Genomic DNA, 16,830 nt, shown 5'->3' with positions numbered 1-16,830 from the left:
GCCTGCGAGGCGTCTCTACACGGATTGGCAAAAGAAACACTGCAGTTAACCCTGGGAATGGCCGACCTGGCCTGGTTTGATGACACGAGGATGGCCTGGGTAGTGACACCCGGAACTTATAAAATAGAAATCGGCAGTAATGCGGAAACGGTTATTACATCCACCGAATATAAAATTGGGAAAGAAATAATTACAGAGAAAAATTTGACGGTATTGTAGGACTATGATTTCGTGAAGTAGAGACGCCTCGCAGGCGTCTATCCGATTACATCTCCCTACTAATCTACGCTAAAATCAACTCACTCCAAATAGTAGATTTTAGCGTAGATTTTTGCGAATAGACGCCTGCGAGGCGTCTCTACACGGATTGGCAAAAGAAACACTGCAGTTAACCCTGGGAATGGCCGACCTGGCCTGGTTTGATGACACGAAAATGGCGTGGGTAGTGACACCCGGAACTTATAAAATAGAAATCGGCAGTAATGCGGAATCGGTTATTACATCTACCGAATATAAAATTGGGAAAGAAATAATTATAGAGAAAAATATGGCGGTATTGTAGGACTATGATTTCGTGAAGTAGAGACGCCTCGCAGGCGTCTATCCCATTACATCTCCCTGCTAATCTATGCTAAAATCAACTCACTCCAAATAGTAGATTTTAGCGTAGATTTTTGCGAATAGACGCCTGCGAGGCGTCTCTACACGGATTGGCAAAAGAAACACTGCAGTTAACCCTGGGAATGGCCGACCTGGCCTGGTTTGATGACACGAAAATGGCGTGGGTAGTGACACCCGGAACTTATAAAATAGAAATCGGCAGTAATGCGGAATCGGTTATTACATCTACCGAATATAAAATTGGGAAAGAAATAATTATAGAGAAAAATATGGCGGTATTGTAGGACTATGATTTCGTGAAGTAGAGACGCCTCGCAGGCGTCTATCCGATTACATCTCCCTGCTAATCTACCCTAAAATCAACTCACTCCAAATAGTAGATTTTAGCGTAGATTTTTGCGAATAGACGCCTGCGAGGCGTCTATTCGCGGATTGTATAAAATACCTAATGCGGTAACCGCTCTCTCACCTTACCATAAACCCACGTACCCGCTACAGCGCTCAGCAGCGTCACCGCAATTACTGTAGCACCACCGCCGGCCTGCGCCAGCAGGGGGCCCGGACAAGCACCAGTAAGCGCCCAGCCTAATCCAAAAATCAACCCGCCGTAAACATTTCCTTTATGGAACTTTTTGTCAGGGATATGAATCGCATCTCCACTAATAGATTTAATTCCCAGCTTTTTAATCAGCCATACGGAAATCATTCCTACTACAACCGCACTGCCGATGATGCCGTACAAGTGAAAGGATTGCAGGCGAAACATCTCCTGGATACGAAACCAGCTTACCAGTTCAGCCTTCACCAATATAACGCCGAAGGCTATACCGGCCAGTAAATATTTTAACATAATAAATAGCTTAAATTGAAAGAATGTAAGGAAGAATCAGGTTAGCCATGATGAAACCACCAGCCATAAAGCAGCAGGTAGCTACCAGCGACGGCCATTGCAATGAGGACAGCCCCATTATGGAATGCCCACTCGTACAACCGCCGGCATAGCGGGTTCCAAAACCTACCAGGAATCCACCCCCAATCATCATGATGGCACCACGTAAGGTAAACAGCTGCTGCCAGTTAAACAGGTCAGCCGGAATCAGCGAGGAGTAATCATTAATACCATAACCCGATAATTCACTTACCAGGTGCGGATGTACAGTTACGGCTGTACCATCCCGCAGAAAGGTCATCGCAAGAAAACCACCCAGTAATATTCCCAAAGCAAAAACTAAATTCCATTTTTCCTTCTTCCACTCATAGGTGAAGAAAGGAATTTTAGCGGGCATACACGCTGCACACACATGGCGCAGCGAAGAAGATATCCCGAATGTTTTATTCCCGATTATTAAAAGTAAAGGTACGGTGAGCCCAATCAGCGGCCCGGCCACATACCATGGCCAGGGCTGACGGAGCCATAAGCTCAGTTGTTCCATTATTATTTTTTAGAAGCTCCTGACGGACATACAAAGTCCGTAACAGGTATTGAAGTTTGATTAATTGCGTTAAAACCACCGGCTACTTCACTAAAATTGCGGTAGCCGTGCATTTGCAGGATACTGGCCGCCGCCATGCTGCGATAACCTCCGGCACAGTGTACATAAAAATGTTTGTCTGTATCCAGCTCTTTAAGCCAGCTGCTGATATCAGCGAGCGGTTTGTTGTTGGCATTTTGCACATGCGACGAACTGTATTCACTGTCTTTTCGTACGTCTATCACCGTTGCATCGTTGTTATATTGTGCAGCAAATTCCGCTGCTGAAATACGATGAATTGTATCCGTTACTTTGCCTGCATTCTTCCAGCTTTCGAAACCACCGTCGAGGTAGCCGATTACGTTATCAAAACCTACCCTGCCCAGTCGCTCAATTACTTCCGATTCAGTACCCGGCACACTCACCAGCAATATGGGCTGTGCCACATCGCCAATAAGCGCACCTACCCAGGGAGCAAAGTCGCCCCGGAGGCCAATGTTCACCGACTGTGGCACAAACCCGGCAGCAAATTCCCCGTTATCGCGGGTATCGAGGATCAGTGCCCTGGTATCATTCGCCGCATTTTCAAATGCTTGCGGGTCCAGCCCCATGAGGCCTTTTTTCATTACGTCCTCCATGCTGCGGTAGCCTTGCTTGTTCATCAGTACATTGGCGGGGAAGTACTCTGGTGGTGGCAGCAAGCCGTCTGTCACCGCTTTGATAAAAGTGGCTTTATCAGGTTGGTTCAAAGCGTAGTTGACTGCTTTCTGATGGCCCAGTGTATCCACCGTTTCTTTCATCATGTTCTTACCGCAGGCGGAACCCGCACCGTGAGCGGGATATACGATTACTTCATCTGCCAGCGGCATGATCTTATTGTTCAGGCTATCGTACAGCATGCCTGCCAGGTCTTCCTTGGTAATACTGTCTTTTTTCTGTGCCAGGTCCGGACGGCCCACATCGCCGAGGAAGAGGGTATCGCCGCTGAAAATAGCGTAATCCTTCCCCTGCTCATCCTTTAGCAGGTAGGTAACACTTTCCAGGGTATGACCCGGTGTATGCAATACTTTGATGGTTACCTGTCCTATTTTAAATTCCTGGCCATCCGTGGCGATGATCGCTTCGAAGGCAGGGTCCGCACCAGGGCCATATACAATAGGCGCTCCAGTGGCCTTGTGCAGGTCAATATGGCCGGACACGAAGTCGGCGTGGAAATGCGTTTCAAAAATATATTTGATGGTAACCCCGTCTTTTTCCGCGCGACGCAGGTAAGGGGCAGTATCTCTTAATGGGTCAATAATAGCCGCTTCTCCGGCGGATTGAATATAATAGGCACCCTGGGCCAAACATCCGGTATAAATCTGTTCTATCTGCATAGTAAAAGCCGTTTAGATTAGATATTTTGATATACCAAAGGTCACTCATTATAAAAAAGGCTACGGTGATAAATATCACATAAGTAAAAATTTTATCCCGGCCTGTCTTAACATTTTATTAGTAAATTTTGCGCCCGCCAGGCGGCGTCAAGAAGTTCCCTACCTGCAAATATACGAAAAGCCCTCCGGACGAAACGGAGGGCTTTATATCATCATCTACTCGTTATGAAATACTTGAATCTTTACTTATTCAACTATTAAAGTATTTATAGAGTGTGGCTGGCTCACAGTAGGTGCTGCCTTACCGGCGATCCAAAGATTGTATTTAATTTCTTTGTCGCTGGTGTTGAGGACTACCACTGCCAGTTTTCCATCTTTGTTGATGAAGGCAGTAGTTTGCAGCTGTGAACGGCTGCTGGAACTCACCACACGCTTTGCTCCCGGACGGATGAATTTTGAAAAATGGCCTAAATAATAATACGCGTTTGTATAAATAAGTTCTCCTTTTTTAGTATCTGCATGTACCGGGGCAAAGCAGAAGTTACCCACATGGTTAGGACCACCGTTTTCATCCAGGAGGATGTTCCAGTCCGTCCATGCTACGGTGCCGCTGTTGAAATCATTTACCAGGGAATAACCATATTTCTCACCGATGGCCCAGTCCTGCAGGCGGTTGAAGTCGAATTTCTCGATACAGCCTTCTGTAAACACGAGGTTCACGTTCGGAAATGCCTGGTGCACGAGTTTTTCGTTTTGGAACTGCATGTCGCTGCCGGTCCAGGTTTCATACCAGTGGTAGCCAATACCCCAAATGTATTTAGCAGCTTCTTTGTCCTGCAGCAGTGTGCTGGCGCATTGATACAGCAGGTCGCGGTTATGATCCCAGGCAATGAGTTTTTTGGTACCCAGGCCATTTTTTGCCAGGGTTGGTCCGAGGAATTTCTTGATGAAATCTCTTTCTTCTTCTGCTGTGAAGATGCAGGATTCCCATTTCTGTTTGGCCATCGGCTCGTTTTGCACACTGAGGCCCCATACCGGTATGCCCAAGGCTTCGTAGGCTTTAATGAATTTTACGTAGTGGTTGGACCATGCCTGGTAGTAACGTGGCAGCAGTTTACCACCCTGCAAAACGCTGTTATTGTCTTTCATCCATGCGGGCGGGCTCCAGGGACTCACAAAGAGCGGCAAAGTGCCGCCGGCCGCCTGGGTGGCCGCTTTAATGAATGGTACTTTATATTGCAGATCGTGTTGTACGCTGAATGTTTTGAGGGTGCTGTCGTTATCCGCTACGTAAGCGTAGGTGCCGCTGCTGAAATCACAGCTGGCGATGTTAGTCCTGGAAAACGTATAACCGATACCGTTATTAACATTAAAATATGCTTTCAGCAGTTCCGCCTGTTTTTCTTTCGGCAGTTTGTAAAAGGTTTCAGCAGCAGCATCTGTAAGGGCGCCACCGATCCCCTGGAAAGTCTGAAAGGTAACTTTTGGATCTACGAATACACAAGGTTCAGTTTCAAAAGGCTGCGGCATGGCGTGGAACTCGAGGGTACCGTTTTGTGCCAGTCGCATTTCGGTATTTTGTGCCGTAGTATATACGGTTACTTTTTTTTGCTGGCTGTAACCGGATGCCGCAAAGGCCAGGAAAGCAGCACCTGCCAGAATTGTTTTTTTCATCTCTTTAAAAAAATAATTTATTACCAGACATAAGTACCAACGGAGTGGCTACCGAGTGTAACCGCCACCAGCTTACCATTTTCACGTATCTGAAACTGCTGTTCAGCAGGATTGTTATTAACTACCACCAGCACCTTCTTTCCTTCCGGCGTGCGGAATGCGACGTTATCCAGCTTCTCCGGCTCGTTGGACGCGATTCTTACCGAACCGGGTGCCACAAATTTGGAAGCATGGCCGAGTACATAATAGGAAGAGTTACGGGTGATGTTAGTGCCGTCGATCGTAACACCGCCGAGGCACTGGCCGCAACCACCCTTATCCGTATGCGGGGTAAGGGAAGGATTGGAGGTAAGGTTCCATTGCAGCACGTTTCGGCTCCAGTTTCGTATAGCCCCAATCGTTAGCCGGGTAGTGTTACCGGTTAGTTCCCGGGAGAAACTACCCTTGCCGTCGGACCATTGTTCCGTAAAGTAGAGGTGCTTTTCCGGATACGCATCATGAACGGTGCTCATGGCACTGATTTTACCACCATAGAGGTGAAATGCTGAACCGTCGATGTACGGGTAGGCGTCTTTATCGGCCAGGATATTCATCGGATATTCCGGCTTATCACAGTTATGATCGTACAGGATAATTTTTGTTTTCAGCCCGGCTTGTTTAAACACCGGCCCCAGGGCTTCTTTTACGAAGGCTGCCTGTTCCTGCCATTGCATCACCATGCTGGGATTATTGCCACCATGCAGCGGTTCGTTTTGAATGGTGATGGCATCGATGGTAATGCCTTCCTGCTTCATGGCGTGGATATATTTCACGAAGTAGTTGGCGTAGGCGTGGTAATATTCTGGTTTCAAACTCCCACCGATAAAGGAATTATTAGTTTTCATCCATGCCGGTGCGGTCCATGGGGAACCCAGTATTTTGATACGTGGGTTGAGTTTCAATATTTTTTTCAGTACAGGAATCAGGTCCACTTTTTCCTTATCGATGGAGAAGTGTGCCAGTGCAGTATCGCCGGCTACATCATCATAGGTAAATACTTCCGCACTGAGGTCAGAAGCGGCGATGCTGAGACGTATGTAACTGATGCCGATGCCATTGCCAGCGGTGAGGAATAACTCTTTGAGCAACGCATCCTGCGCGGCTGCGGGCATTTGATTGATATGCGTAGCACTACCACCGGTGAGGGTAAACCCAAAGCCATCAATCGATTGAAATTGTTTTGCGGCGTCCACGTCAATTACAGGAGTGCCATTATCTGTGTTAGTAAAAGAAAGGCTATTCTTTTGTTTTTGCAGTAACGCGGAGCGGTCAGGGTTACTGATCCAGGCTTCCATTTTACCTTTTTTCCCTGCCTGGCCATAGGCGGTGGTACCCGCCAGCAGCAGTGCGAGGGTATATATAACGATATTTCTGTTTGCTTTCATCTATACGTGGATTTATTGATCTATCATCTTGTATACTCTAACGTAATCAACCTGCATGGCTGTAGGGAAAATGCTGTCATCTACTCCTTCCTTCCCGCCCCAGTCGCCCCCTACGGCAACGTTGAGTAAAAGGTGAAACCGTTTGTCGAATGGCCATACTAAATATCCCTGTCCTTCATTCTTCATTTCAAACACCGGCTTATCATCAATGTAAGCGCGGATCGCAGCGGGTGTCCAGTCGAGCCGGTAAGTATGAAACGCATCATAGATGCTGTCAACTTCGGTAATACTTGTTTTCTGGGTATTGATTTTAAAATAATATGCTTTTGTATGCATCGTTACATGGACTTTACCGGGGTTATATCCCACGTGTTCCATGATATCAATTTCACCAGAGTTTGGCCAGCCGCCGTATGCCCAGTCGGTGGGCAGCATCCAGATGGCGGGCCAGGTGCCTTTACCTGCGGGCAGTTTCGCTCTTATTTCGAAGCGGCCGTACAGGAAATCTCCTTTGCCTTTGCTGATCACGCGGGCGGAGGTATAATGTTTGTTTTCTTTGTCCTCCTTGCGGGCGGTGATGGTGAGTACACCATTGCCAACGATGGCGTTGCCGCTGTCGGAGTAGTATTGCAGTTCGTGGTTTCCCCAACCACCGCCGCCAATGTCATAACCCCATTTGGCAGGATCGGGCATGCCGGAATAGTCAAACTCATCGGCCCAAACCGGAGTCTGTTCAAATTTCCAGGCTTTATCAACCGGAACTGGTAGTTTTTTGGGTGAGGTAGTGTCGCTGTTGGCCAGGCATAGCTGTGAAGCCATCAGCATGGAAACGAAAGATACTGCAACCGCGTTCATGATGGGGAAAAAAATTGATGAGTGGTATTTTTGTTCCCGGGAGATCGCCAGGGCCTGCGGCCCTGGCGATCTCCCGAAGAGGTATCCCGCCAACGGCGGGATACCTCTTCGGGAACTAAAAGTATTATCTGATCTGCTCCAGGAGCTTCACACTGTCAACCGTGATACCTGCGGTACCCAGGCCATTTGCAGCGGAGTTACTTCCTGCTTTGATTACGATATAAAAATCTGCTGCATCTGTGAACTTCACCAGACTTCCTTTTCCGGCAGCTGCACCGGTGCATGCAACAGGTACTACATCACCGTTCATCGCTACCAGGCCACAATCGCTGTTGGTATTGAAACCTGCCACCAGGTTGGTAGCATAGTTAAAGTTATTCAGCGGTACATCCTTACCAATGTAAGCTTCAAACCAGGCAGAGTCTCCTGCCAGTTTCACCATCTGACCTCTTGCAAATACCTGCAGGTAGTAATCACGGTTAGGATTGATTTTCACTTTCCTATAGATACCACCGTTGGAAGCAGCGTTAGCTGGTTTGGAGAAATTAACACCAGTTGGGGTATAGGTAATAGTAGTACTTACTGCACCCATTTTCAGTGCCAGCCATTGTGTATCCACTCTGGGTTTGGTGAGATCATAAAATCCTACGATCTGTGCTGGTGGTATATCTGCGGCTACGGTCACCTGTTGTTTGGTGGTAGCGGAACCTCCCTGCGTGTAGGCGGTGAGGTTAATATCCCAGGTACCTTTTCTGCCGAAAGTAAGGGTATCTGTCACTTTCCTGGAGGCGCCGCCGTTAGAAGCAGCCCACACGCTCATAAAGGAACCGGCAGTGGTGTTGCTGACTACGAAACGGTTACCGTCGTTGGCCACCGGTGTAACGGTGAACGTACCGGCAGGAATAGGGCCCAGTGATTTGGTATCTGATTCGGGTGTGCAGGCAGCAAAGGCACTCATGCCCAGCAGTACTGCGGCTAATATATTTTTATTGGCAAATTTCATGAATCGACTTTTTAAAGGTTGTTGACATCATTATTTAGTGCCACCATATTCTTTGTTCTGCAGAATTTTGGTGTTTTCCAGCTCCTGTAAAGGAATAGGAAGGATTTCGTTCTTACCTGCCTTGAAACCTTTGGAGGCCAGCACTGTGGCAGCATCACCGGTTCTAACGAGGTCGAACCAACGATGACCTTCACCAGCCAGTTCAAGACGTCTTTCTTTCATGATATTGTCGATGGTAGCAGGCACCGGATTCAGGCCTACACGTTTACGTACTGCATTCAGCAGGGCATCGGCACGGGCAGCATCACCACCACCTCTTACCAGCGCTTCTGCTTCCATCAGGTAAGCATCTGCCAAACGGATTTCGTAGAGGTTCTGACCAAAGTTCAACTCTACATTACCACCACCGGTAGTTCTGTCGGAGTTTTTAGCGGCGAACTTAGCGAGGAAATAACCGGTGTTCATATAGCCCTTCTCGTATTTAGCCACTCCATTTTTCTCCAGGCTATCCAGGTTTACTATAGTAGCATTGAAACGAGGGTCGAAATGCAGCGCATCAAACAGGGACTGTGTCACCGGCAGGAAGCTCCAGCCGGAGTAGTAGTCAGGAGCACCTGGTGTTGGAGAGTATCCGCGAGGGCCCACCATCACATTCAGTACGTTACCTTCTGTACAGGAAGTACAGCTCCAGGTACCACCGCTCAAAGAGGAGAAGGAAATTTCGAAGATAGACTCTGAGTTAAATTTATTGGTAAACTTCCAGAGGTCTGCAAAGTTAGGCAACAGGGCATAACCATAGCTGTTGGCACCACCCGGCGTACCGTTTACCAGTGCAAATTCAGCAGCTGCTTCAGTATATTTTTTCTCCCAGAGATATACTTTACCCAGCAGGGCATGTGCAATACCTTTGTTCATGCGGCCGGTTTCGGAACTCGCCAGTTTATCAGGCAGCTGGGCTTCAGCAATCGCCTCAGTGAGGTCTTTTTCAATCTGCGCCCATACCTGTGCAGGCTCTGCCTGGAGTACGCTGTTGAATTCAGATGTAGCCAGTGTTTTTGTGATCAGCGGAATGTTTTTGAACAAACGCACCAGGTCAAAGTAGAAGTAAGCACGAAGTACTTTACATTCTGCCACAAAACGTTTCTTTTTATTTTCATCCATTGGCACGTTAGGCAGTTTCTCCATCAGGAGGTTTGCGCGGAACACACCGGCATAACCTTTCTGCCATAATTCGGCGGAAGGCCCTGTGGCCGGGTCCACGGTATAGTTGGACATTACCTGTAATCCGGAAACGTCCGTGGAGCTACCACCGCCTGCATAGTGATCATCAGAGGCGGCATCGGCCATACCCGTTTTAGTAATATAAGCGTTACCCTGCCATCCTACTACGTCATATACGGCCACCAAACCGTTAAATGCTTCGGTTTCATTACGGTAGTAATTGTTTTCTGTAGGCGTACCGGTTGGATCTGTTTCAAGGAAACTTTTACTACAAGCAGCAAACACTAACAATCCACCAGCTGCTATTATTATAGATTTAAAGAATTTTCTTTTCATTTTGTCCTGCTTTTTAAATTATCAGAAAGTAACATTCAGACCAAACATGTAAGAGCGCGCCTGTGGATAGATACCACGGTCGATGCTGGATACGGTACCACCGATTTCAGGATCGAAGCCAGTGTATTTGGTGAAGGTAAACAGGTTCTCACCGGTAACGAATACACGTAAACGTTGTGCACCGATGCGTTTCATAATGTTGTTGGACAAAGTATAACCGATCTGTAATACTTTCAGGCGCAGATAGTCACCGTCTTCCAGGTAGAAATCAGAAGGATTGGAGTAGTTGCGGTTAGGATCATCCAAAGTCATACGAGGATAAGTGTTGGAAGTTCCTTCACCTGTCCAGCGACCCAGCGCCTTATTCTGCATGTTCGCTTCTTTGATATCCAGGCGCTTCAGACCCTGGAAGATTTTGTTACCACCAGCACCTTGTGCAAACAGGTTAATATCAAAGTTTTTGTAAGTAGCAGAGATGTTCAGACCATATGTCCATGTTGGCATTGGGTTTCCAAGCACCTGACGGTCAGCTTCAGTGATAGCACCGTCGCCATTGGTATCTACCCAACGGAAATCCCCTGGTTTGGCATTTGGCTGGATTTTATTGCCTTTGCCATCGACATATGCATCTACCTCTGCCTGGTTCTGGAAAATACCGGCAGTTTTAAACCCATAGAAAGCATTCAGCGGACTGCCCAACACAGTACGTGTGATTGGGTAAGTAGAACTCTGGAAGTTCTGTTGGTTGGTAGTGATGTATTTTACACCATCACCAAGGTAGAGCGATTTATTTTTAACGTAAGATGCGTTAGCATTTACATTCAGCTGCACTTCCCCGATTTTACCATGATATCCCAGCTCCAGATCAATACCGCGGTTTTGGTTATCTGCCACGTTTGCAGGAGGGTTAGAGAATGAACCTGTGTAGAAAGGTACTTTAGGGTTCATCAGGATTCCGGTAGTTTTCTTGTTGAACCAGTCAAAAGTGAAATTGAAATGCTTTAAGAAAGCGAGGTCAAAACCAATGTTGGTCTGGTGAGTTTCTTCCCAATGGAGGTATTGGTTGGCGGGGGCGTTCGGACTGTTACCAACGAGGATTTCATTACCAATGGAATAGTTTCTGCCATCGCCAATAGTAGACAAATAACCATGCTCATTCAGGTTACCGCCATCTGTAATATAGTCATTACCTACACTACCGTAACCTCCGCGAATTTTGAGGAAGTCGATCACGTCATTTTCAGGAAAGAAAGCTTCTTTTGTTGGTACCCAGCCGGCAGACACAGAAGGAAACACTGCATACTTTCTGTCAGTAGGGAAGCGGGAGGAACCATCACGGCGAATGATAGCGGTCAACAGATATTTTTCAGCGTAGTTATAGTTCACACGACCGAAGTAGGATGCTACTGTATGTAACAGACCATCAACACCGGATGCAGTTTTGTTTGTATTGGCAATTTTGTAGTTCAGCGATGCTTCTTTAAAAGAATTGGCTGGAATACCGAAGTAAGCTACGTTAGTATTTTGTCTGTAACCATCCTGGTAAGCGCCCTGACCCACTAACACACTGAAATCATGTTGTTTGATCGTCCTGGAATAAGAGATGGTATTTTCCAGGTTCCAGGAACGGTTGTTGTTCTGATCTCTGGTAAAGCTGGTTCTGGCGTTAGTGGTAGAAGAGTTCAGGTAATACACCGGAACAAAGTTATCTGAACCATAGAATGCCATTTTACCCCCGAAAGTAGATCTCAGTTTCAGACCTGCAATAGGTTCGGCTTCCAGGTAAGCATTACCCACGAAGTTGTGGGAATAGCCATAGTTGCCCAGTCTGGTTTGAATATAAGCCAGCGGGTTGGTAATTTCCTGTTTTACCGCATCAGAAATACCATAAGGATTTCCGAATGCATCCCGCACCACACCGGTGTTGGTGTATGGTGCATTAGCAGCCACGGTTTTATCGTATACGATCGCAGGAGTAATAGGGTCCAGGTTGATCGCGGAGCTCAGCGGACCGCCAAACTCACTGTTGGTGTTACCCAGGCCGGAGTTTTTCTCATAGGCATAGCTCAGGTTTTCACCGAAAGTCAGCCATTTGGCAATCTTGTGTGAAGAGTTGATACGGAAAGTAGCACGCTGATATTTTGAGATATCGGAAGCTACGATACCTTCCTGCTTCATGAAACCAAAGGAGGTATAGAAGGTAGAGCGATCGTTACCACCACTCAGGCTGATCTCATGGTTCTGACGGAAAGCATTGTTATTGAAGATGAGGTCCTGCCAGTCGGTACCCACACCCAATGACGCCGGGTTGGCATATTTAGGCGCTTTACCGTCAGCTACCAGCCCTTCGTTGATGAGGGTAGCATATTCGGTTGCATTGAGGAGGTTCAGTTTACGTGCAGGTGCGGAAGTACCTACGTAACCGTTATAGTTAACGCGCAGTTTACCTTCCTTACCTTTTTTTGTGGTGATGAGGATGACACCGTTAGCAGCACGTGTACCGTAGATGGCAGCAGAAGCCGCATCTTTCAGTACTTCCATGCTTTCAATATCGGACTGGTTGAGATAGCTCACACCACCGTTGTCCACAACCACACCATCCACAACCCACAGCGGGTCATTGTTATTGATACTGGTGTTACCACGGATACGTACAGAGGAAGCAGATCCTGGCTGCCCGGAAGAAGATACCACGGTTACACCGGAGGTGCGGCCCTGCAGCACCTGCTCTACGCGGGTTACCGGCTGGTTCTCAAACTCAGTGGATTTAATGGAGGAGATTGCACCCGTTACCACACTTTTCTTTTGCACGCCATAACCTACCACTACGGTTTCGGTCAGGGAAGTGGAAGACAATGCCAGTTTAATATTCATCGGGTTGGCCGACGCCTGGAGCACCTGCTGATTATAACCGATAAAAGAAAAAGCCAGCTGGGATTTAGGGCTGGGAACCTTAAGGGAAAAGTGCCCGTTTATATCAGTGGCGGTACCGGTACTGGTGCCCTGAACGCGGATGGTAGCCCCGGGGATAGGGTCTCCCTTCTCGTCGGTCACTTTACCGGTAACGGTGATGGAAGAATCGGCAGCAGCCACGTTATCGGCACTGGCTTTTACCAGTGTGATACGGGAACCATCCACTTTATAAGAAAAAGGCTGTCCGGCCAGCGCTTTATCCAGCGCTGTCTGCACAGATACATTTTTTACGGAAATAGTAACAGGATAAGTTGCTGCCAGCTGAGCTTCATCGTATACTACAGAAATTCCGGCCTGGCGGGCTACCTCTCTCAGTACTTTTTTCAAGGGAGCGCCTTTTTCTGAAAGCGTGATCTGCTGCGACAATCCTTTTGCGCTGATATGTAAGCAAGCGGCGAGCAGCAAAAAGGCAGTCAATTTCATAACGCAGAACGTTTTTGTAGATACAAATTTCCGGGTACCGGAAACTATACCACTAAAGTTAAATTGCATACTTTTGTAGTGTTTGGGAATTGACGAATATGATTCGATAAGGGAATTCTGTTCAGTTTATATGCCCAAATTATTGCCGGGAGTGTTGCGAGCGCTTCCGGTTTTTTTTTGGACACCTAAACTGTTAGCTAGTTTCGGTTGTCATGTCTGCTTCGGTTGTTTTCAGTTTTATCTTTAATAATTGAACGTGGTACTGCCGACGTGGATTACGGCTGATTTCATACGCTGTCCCTTTCTTTACGAGTTGTTTTAGTTAATAATTTCTATTCCTTTCTCATTTCGCTGAAGGCGCCACTATCAACGTTCTGCCATTCAGGGTAAAATCCGCTCCGGCACTCTTCAACATGGGTAATATTTCTGACAACGGCAGGTTTCGGCTGATGCGTCCTCCCAGCCTGCTGTTGTTATAAGCAAACTTGTTAACAATATCCAGGTCGTACCAACGGCCCAGCTGTCGCAGGATCGTAGGTAAGCTCACATTATCAAATTCAAAGAAGCCGGTTTTCCAGGCTATAACGCCCTGTACATCCGCATCATGTACAGTGGCTTCTCCTGTCTCATTATTCAGTGCCACCTGCTGCCCCGGCTTCAGGTATTTTTCTATCGTGCCCACTTTCACTTTTACGGCCCCTTCTACCAGCGTGGTACGCTGCTCTTTCTCGTCGGGATACGACATAATATCAAAGCCGGTTCCCAGCACCTGTATCGTGGTGTTCTCTGCCTTCACTATAAAGGGCTTATTACTGTTTTGGGCTACTTCAAAATAAGCCTGGCCTTTTATTTCCACTGTACGGGTGCTGCCCGTAAATGCAGTAGGATAGCGCAGGCTGGAAGCGGCGTTGAGCCAAACCGTTGATCCATCAGGTAATACCAGCTTAAACTGGCCGCCACGAGGTACGTTAAGCGTATTATAAGTTTCAGCCTGTGTAGTCTGGCCATCTGTTTCATACAATAACTGGCCATTTAGTTGCTTAACTTTTGTACCTCCCTGAACGATTACCTGATTTCCCGCGCTATCTAAAGTTACCTGAGTACCATCTGCCAGCGTCAGGATTGCTTTATCCGACCCTGGTTTAATATCTGCTACGGATGCTATCTGCTTTACTACGGCAGGTTGCACCCGGTGTGCGGTATACATATAAAAGCCCGCTGCCACTGCCACTCCCGTCATCACTGCGGCAGCCACCATCCATTTCTTACGGCGCAGCGGATGCATGGGCACCACTTTATTTTTACTGATTTCCTGCAATAACCTGGTTTCCACCCGGTTACTCATTGATTCCGGCACCATTGCAGGTTCTGTCATACTACGCTCAAATTCCTCCTGCATCGCCTGCAGGGCAGTCCGTCGCGAATCCCTGGTGTCCAGCCATTGAAGCAGCTCTTCGGATTCCTCCGGCGTGCACTTACCTTCAAGGTATTTGGCCAATAGTTGCTGATAATAAGATGCAGGGTGATGCATAACGTGTATAACGTGGCAGACACTTTTTTGCAGTGCCTCTATTGTACTATATCCGAAAATTGAAATGGAGGGTACCCCTCCGGAGAATTTTTTTTAAAAAAACATCGCAACAAGGCAAGATGCTACCAGAATGTCGCCATGCCTGTATATATAATCCTGTATGAATCGCATACTCAACACCATATGTTTTTTCACGGCATTCCTGGAAATACCCAGGATGGCCGCTGCCTCATCATAGCTTTTGCCTTCCTGCCGGCAAAGCCGGAATACATTCTGCCGCTGCACCGTAAGGCCTGCAAAAGCCTCCCTGAACAAACGATCATATTCTTTCGACAGCACATCCACCTCGTTGGTGGTTTCCCGCTCCTGCAGCTGCGCATACAGTTGCGCCCTCAACTCGTGGTCATCCGCCAGTTTGTGAATAGTTTTCAGGACATGATTCCTGGCGATTCTGTACAGGTAGCCGCCAAAAGATAATTCAGGGTTAATCCGGTCCCGTATTTCCCATACCTTCAGAAATACGTCATGCACAAGGTCTTCCGCCAGGGATGGTACCTTGCAAAAACGTAACAGGTAAACATATAAACCAGGGTGATAGTGCCGATAAATACTTGAAAAGGCCGATTCATCTCCCTCACGCATCCTGTATAACACTTCCTCTTCTGAAGGCATTCGCTCCATAGTAATAAGAAATAGATTTCTAAGGCTGTGTGTAAATTATAAAATAACTATTAAACTACCTGCAAATTTATGCCGTGCTAATATTCTTTGCTAAATCGAATTGTTAATGAATTAAACGTACTTTTTACACGCTATTGTTGTGCTGTTTCAACCGCAAACTACAAACAAGATTGTGTAAATTCCAAGGCCCTTTTTTCGGTCCAGTAATAGTAATCCCTAAATCCTACAAAACCAACGTGTCCACCTTTTTCCGGTGTCTCTAAATATAAATACGGATGCTTATCCGCAATCTCATATGGATAACACTCCTTACTGAGAAACGGATCATCCTTTGCATTAATCAACAAAGTAGGCACATTTATCCTGTGCAAAAATCCCAGGGAACTACACCTGGTCCAATACTCCAACGCATTCGGAAAACCATGCAGCGGCGCCGTATAGCGATCGTCAAACTGCCGGAAATTTCTTATCAGCTCATACCCGCTCAGGTCAATCGCTCCGGGGTACTGCTGCTGCTTTAATGCCAGCTTGCGCCCCAATGAACGGATAAAGCGGTTCATATAAATACTGTTATGTGGCTTGGCCAGTTCGGTGGAACTGGTGACCAGGTCGCAGGGCACTGAAACCGCTACCCCCGACTTCACCATGGGGTGCAGCTGCTCTCCCTTCTCTCCCAGATATTTTAAAGTAACATTACCCCCCAGCGAAAAACCTACCAGGTGAATGGAACTATACTTTTCCAGTGCCGCCAAATGGTGCACCACCGTATCCAGGTCCCCGGTTTCTCCACTATGGTAAAACCGCAGTTGCTTATTTGGTTCGCCACTGCAACCACGAAAATTCATGGAAACGGTATCAAAGCCGGCAGCATTAAAGATTTGCACCATGCCCAGTACATATTTCCTGCCCGCGTCACCCTCCAGGCCATGCAGGATCAACACCACCCGGTTGCTCCCCCTGCTACAGCAGTCCAGATCCAGGAAATCCCCATCCTCCGTGGTGATACGCTTCCGCTCATATGCTGCTGGCTTTACCCTCCTGAATAAAGTAGGATAGATCGTCATCAGGTGACGATTGCGCAGCAACACCGGCGCCTCATAATCAGATTTTTTCACTAGCGGCATAACGGCCGTAAAATTAGGTACTTTCCTACATATATCGACACCTGTCGATATACTACCTTTATGTTATTATAGCAATAATATCTACCCACCTTGTTATAACCTGTACTATCACTTAC

At 47.2% G+C, this 16,830-nt stretch carries 15 protein-coding genes; 3 read left to right on the top strand and 12 right to left on the bottom strand.

The window, feature by feature from the left end; all coding sequences use genetic code 11:
• From BUB18_RS27695 to BUB18_RS27685, 3 genes are all read left to right on the top strand, one after another.
• A partial coding sequence (locus BUB18_RS27695; protein WP_143160124.1) for a fibronectin type III-like domain-contianing protein occupies positions 1 to 219 on the top strand: 219 nt, incomplete at its 5' end.
• Positions 220 to 367: 148 nt separating this feature from the next.
• The gene (locus tag BUB18_RS27690; protein ID WP_073087412.1) at positions 368 to 562 is read left to right on the top strand and encodes a fibronectin type III-like domain-contianing protein; all 195 of its coding nucleotides are present in this window, start codon (positions 368 to 370) and stop codon (positions 560 to 562) included.
• A gap of 148 nt (positions 563 to 710) precedes the next feature.
• Positions 711 to 905 (top strand): fibronectin type III-like domain-contianing protein, encoded by a 195-nt coding sequence (locus BUB18_RS27685; RefSeq protein ID WP_073087412.1) that lies wholly within the window; start codon positions 711 to 713, stop codon positions 903 to 905.
• 161 nt (positions 906 to 1,066) lie between these two features.
• On the opposite strand, the gene BUB18_RS27680 is transcribed toward BUB18_RS27685, so the two are convergent.
• From BUB18_RS27680 to BUB18_RS27625, 12 genes are all read right to left on the bottom strand, one after another.
• A complete protein-coding gene (locus BUB18_RS27680) occupies positions 1,067 to 1,471 on the bottom strand; it encodes a DUF6691 family protein (protein WP_073087410.1) in 405 nt (134 codons plus the stop codon).
• 10 nt (positions 1,472 to 1,481) lie between these two features.
• Entirely contained in the window at positions 1,482 to 2,054 is a 573-nt protein-coding gene (locus BUB18_RS27675) for a YeeE/YedE family protein (protein WP_073087408.1), read from the bottom strand.
• A gap of 2 nt (positions 2,055 to 2,056) precedes the next feature.
• Entirely contained in the window at positions 2,057 to 3,469 is a 1,413-nt protein-coding gene (locus BUB18_RS27670) for an MBL fold metallo-hydrolase (protein WP_073087406.1), read from the bottom strand.
• 246 nt (positions 3,470 to 3,715) lie between these two features.
• Positions 3,716 to 5,143, bottom strand: a complete 1,428-nt coding sequence (locus BUB18_RS27665) for a glycoside hydrolase family 30 protein (protein WP_073087404.1) — start codon at positions 5,141 to 5,143, stop codon at positions 3,716 to 3,718.
• 20 nt (positions 5,144 to 5,163) lie between these two features.
• Positions 5,164 to 6,567, bottom strand: a complete 1,404-nt coding sequence (locus BUB18_RS27660) for a glycoside hydrolase family 30 protein (protein ID WP_073087402.1) — start codon at positions 6,565 to 6,567, stop codon at positions 5,164 to 5,166.
• A 12-nt stretch (positions 6,568 to 6,579) separates the two neighbouring features.
• A complete protein-coding gene (locus BUB18_RS27655) occupies positions 6,580 to 7,422 on the bottom strand; it encodes a glycoside hydrolase family 16 protein (RefSeq protein ID WP_218588117.1) in 843 nt (280 codons plus the stop codon).
• A 124-nt stretch (positions 7,423 to 7,546) separates the two neighbouring features.
• Positions 7,547 to 8,425, bottom strand: coding sequence for a hypothetical protein (locus BUB18_RS27650; RefSeq protein ID WP_073087400.1), 879 nt, complete (start codon positions 8,423 to 8,425; stop codon positions 7,547 to 7,549).
• Between the two features lie 30 nt (positions 8,426 to 8,455).
• The gene (locus tag BUB18_RS27645; protein WP_073087397.1) at positions 8,456 to 9,982 is read right to left on the bottom strand and encodes a RagB/SusD family nutrient uptake outer membrane protein; all 1,527 of its coding nucleotides are present in this window, start codon (positions 9,980 to 9,982) and stop codon (positions 8,456 to 8,458) included.
• Positions 9,983 to 10,003: 21 nt separating this feature from the next.
• On the bottom strand, positions 10,004 to 13,378 hold the full coding sequence (locus BUB18_RS27640) for a TonB-dependent receptor (protein ID WP_073087441.1): 3,375 nt from the start codon (positions 13,376 to 13,378) through the stop codon (positions 10,004 to 10,006).
• A gap of 343 nt (positions 13,379 to 13,721) precedes the next feature.
• Complete coding sequence (locus BUB18_RS27635; RefSeq protein WP_073087395.1) at positions 13,722 to 14,909, bottom strand: FecR family protein; 1,188 nt, start codon at positions 14,907 to 14,909, stop codon at positions 13,722 to 13,724.
• A gap of 93 nt (positions 14,910 to 15,002) precedes the next feature.
• Positions 15,003 to 15,590 carry an RNA polymerase sigma factor gene (locus BUB18_RS27630; RefSeq protein WP_073087393.1) on the bottom strand — a complete coding sequence of 196 codons (588 nt, stop codon included), beginning with the start codon at positions 15,588 to 15,590 and terminating at the stop codon, positions 15,003 to 15,005.
• Positions 15,591 to 15,748: 158 nt separating this feature from the next.
• Entirely contained in the window at positions 15,749 to 16,714 is a 966-nt protein-coding gene (locus tag BUB18_RS27625; protein ID WP_073087391.1) for a YheT family hydrolase, read from the bottom strand.
• Positions 16,715 to 16,830: the final 116 nt, after the last annotated feature.

Source organism: Chitinophaga jiangningensis, from assembly GCF_900142605.1.
GTDB lineage: Bacteria > Bacteroidota > Bacteroidia > Chitinophagales > Chitinophagaceae > Chitinophaga > Chitinophaga jiangningensis.
Note: the sequence above shows the minus strand (reverse complement) of the source record. Positions and strands in the feature narration are given on the sequence as shown.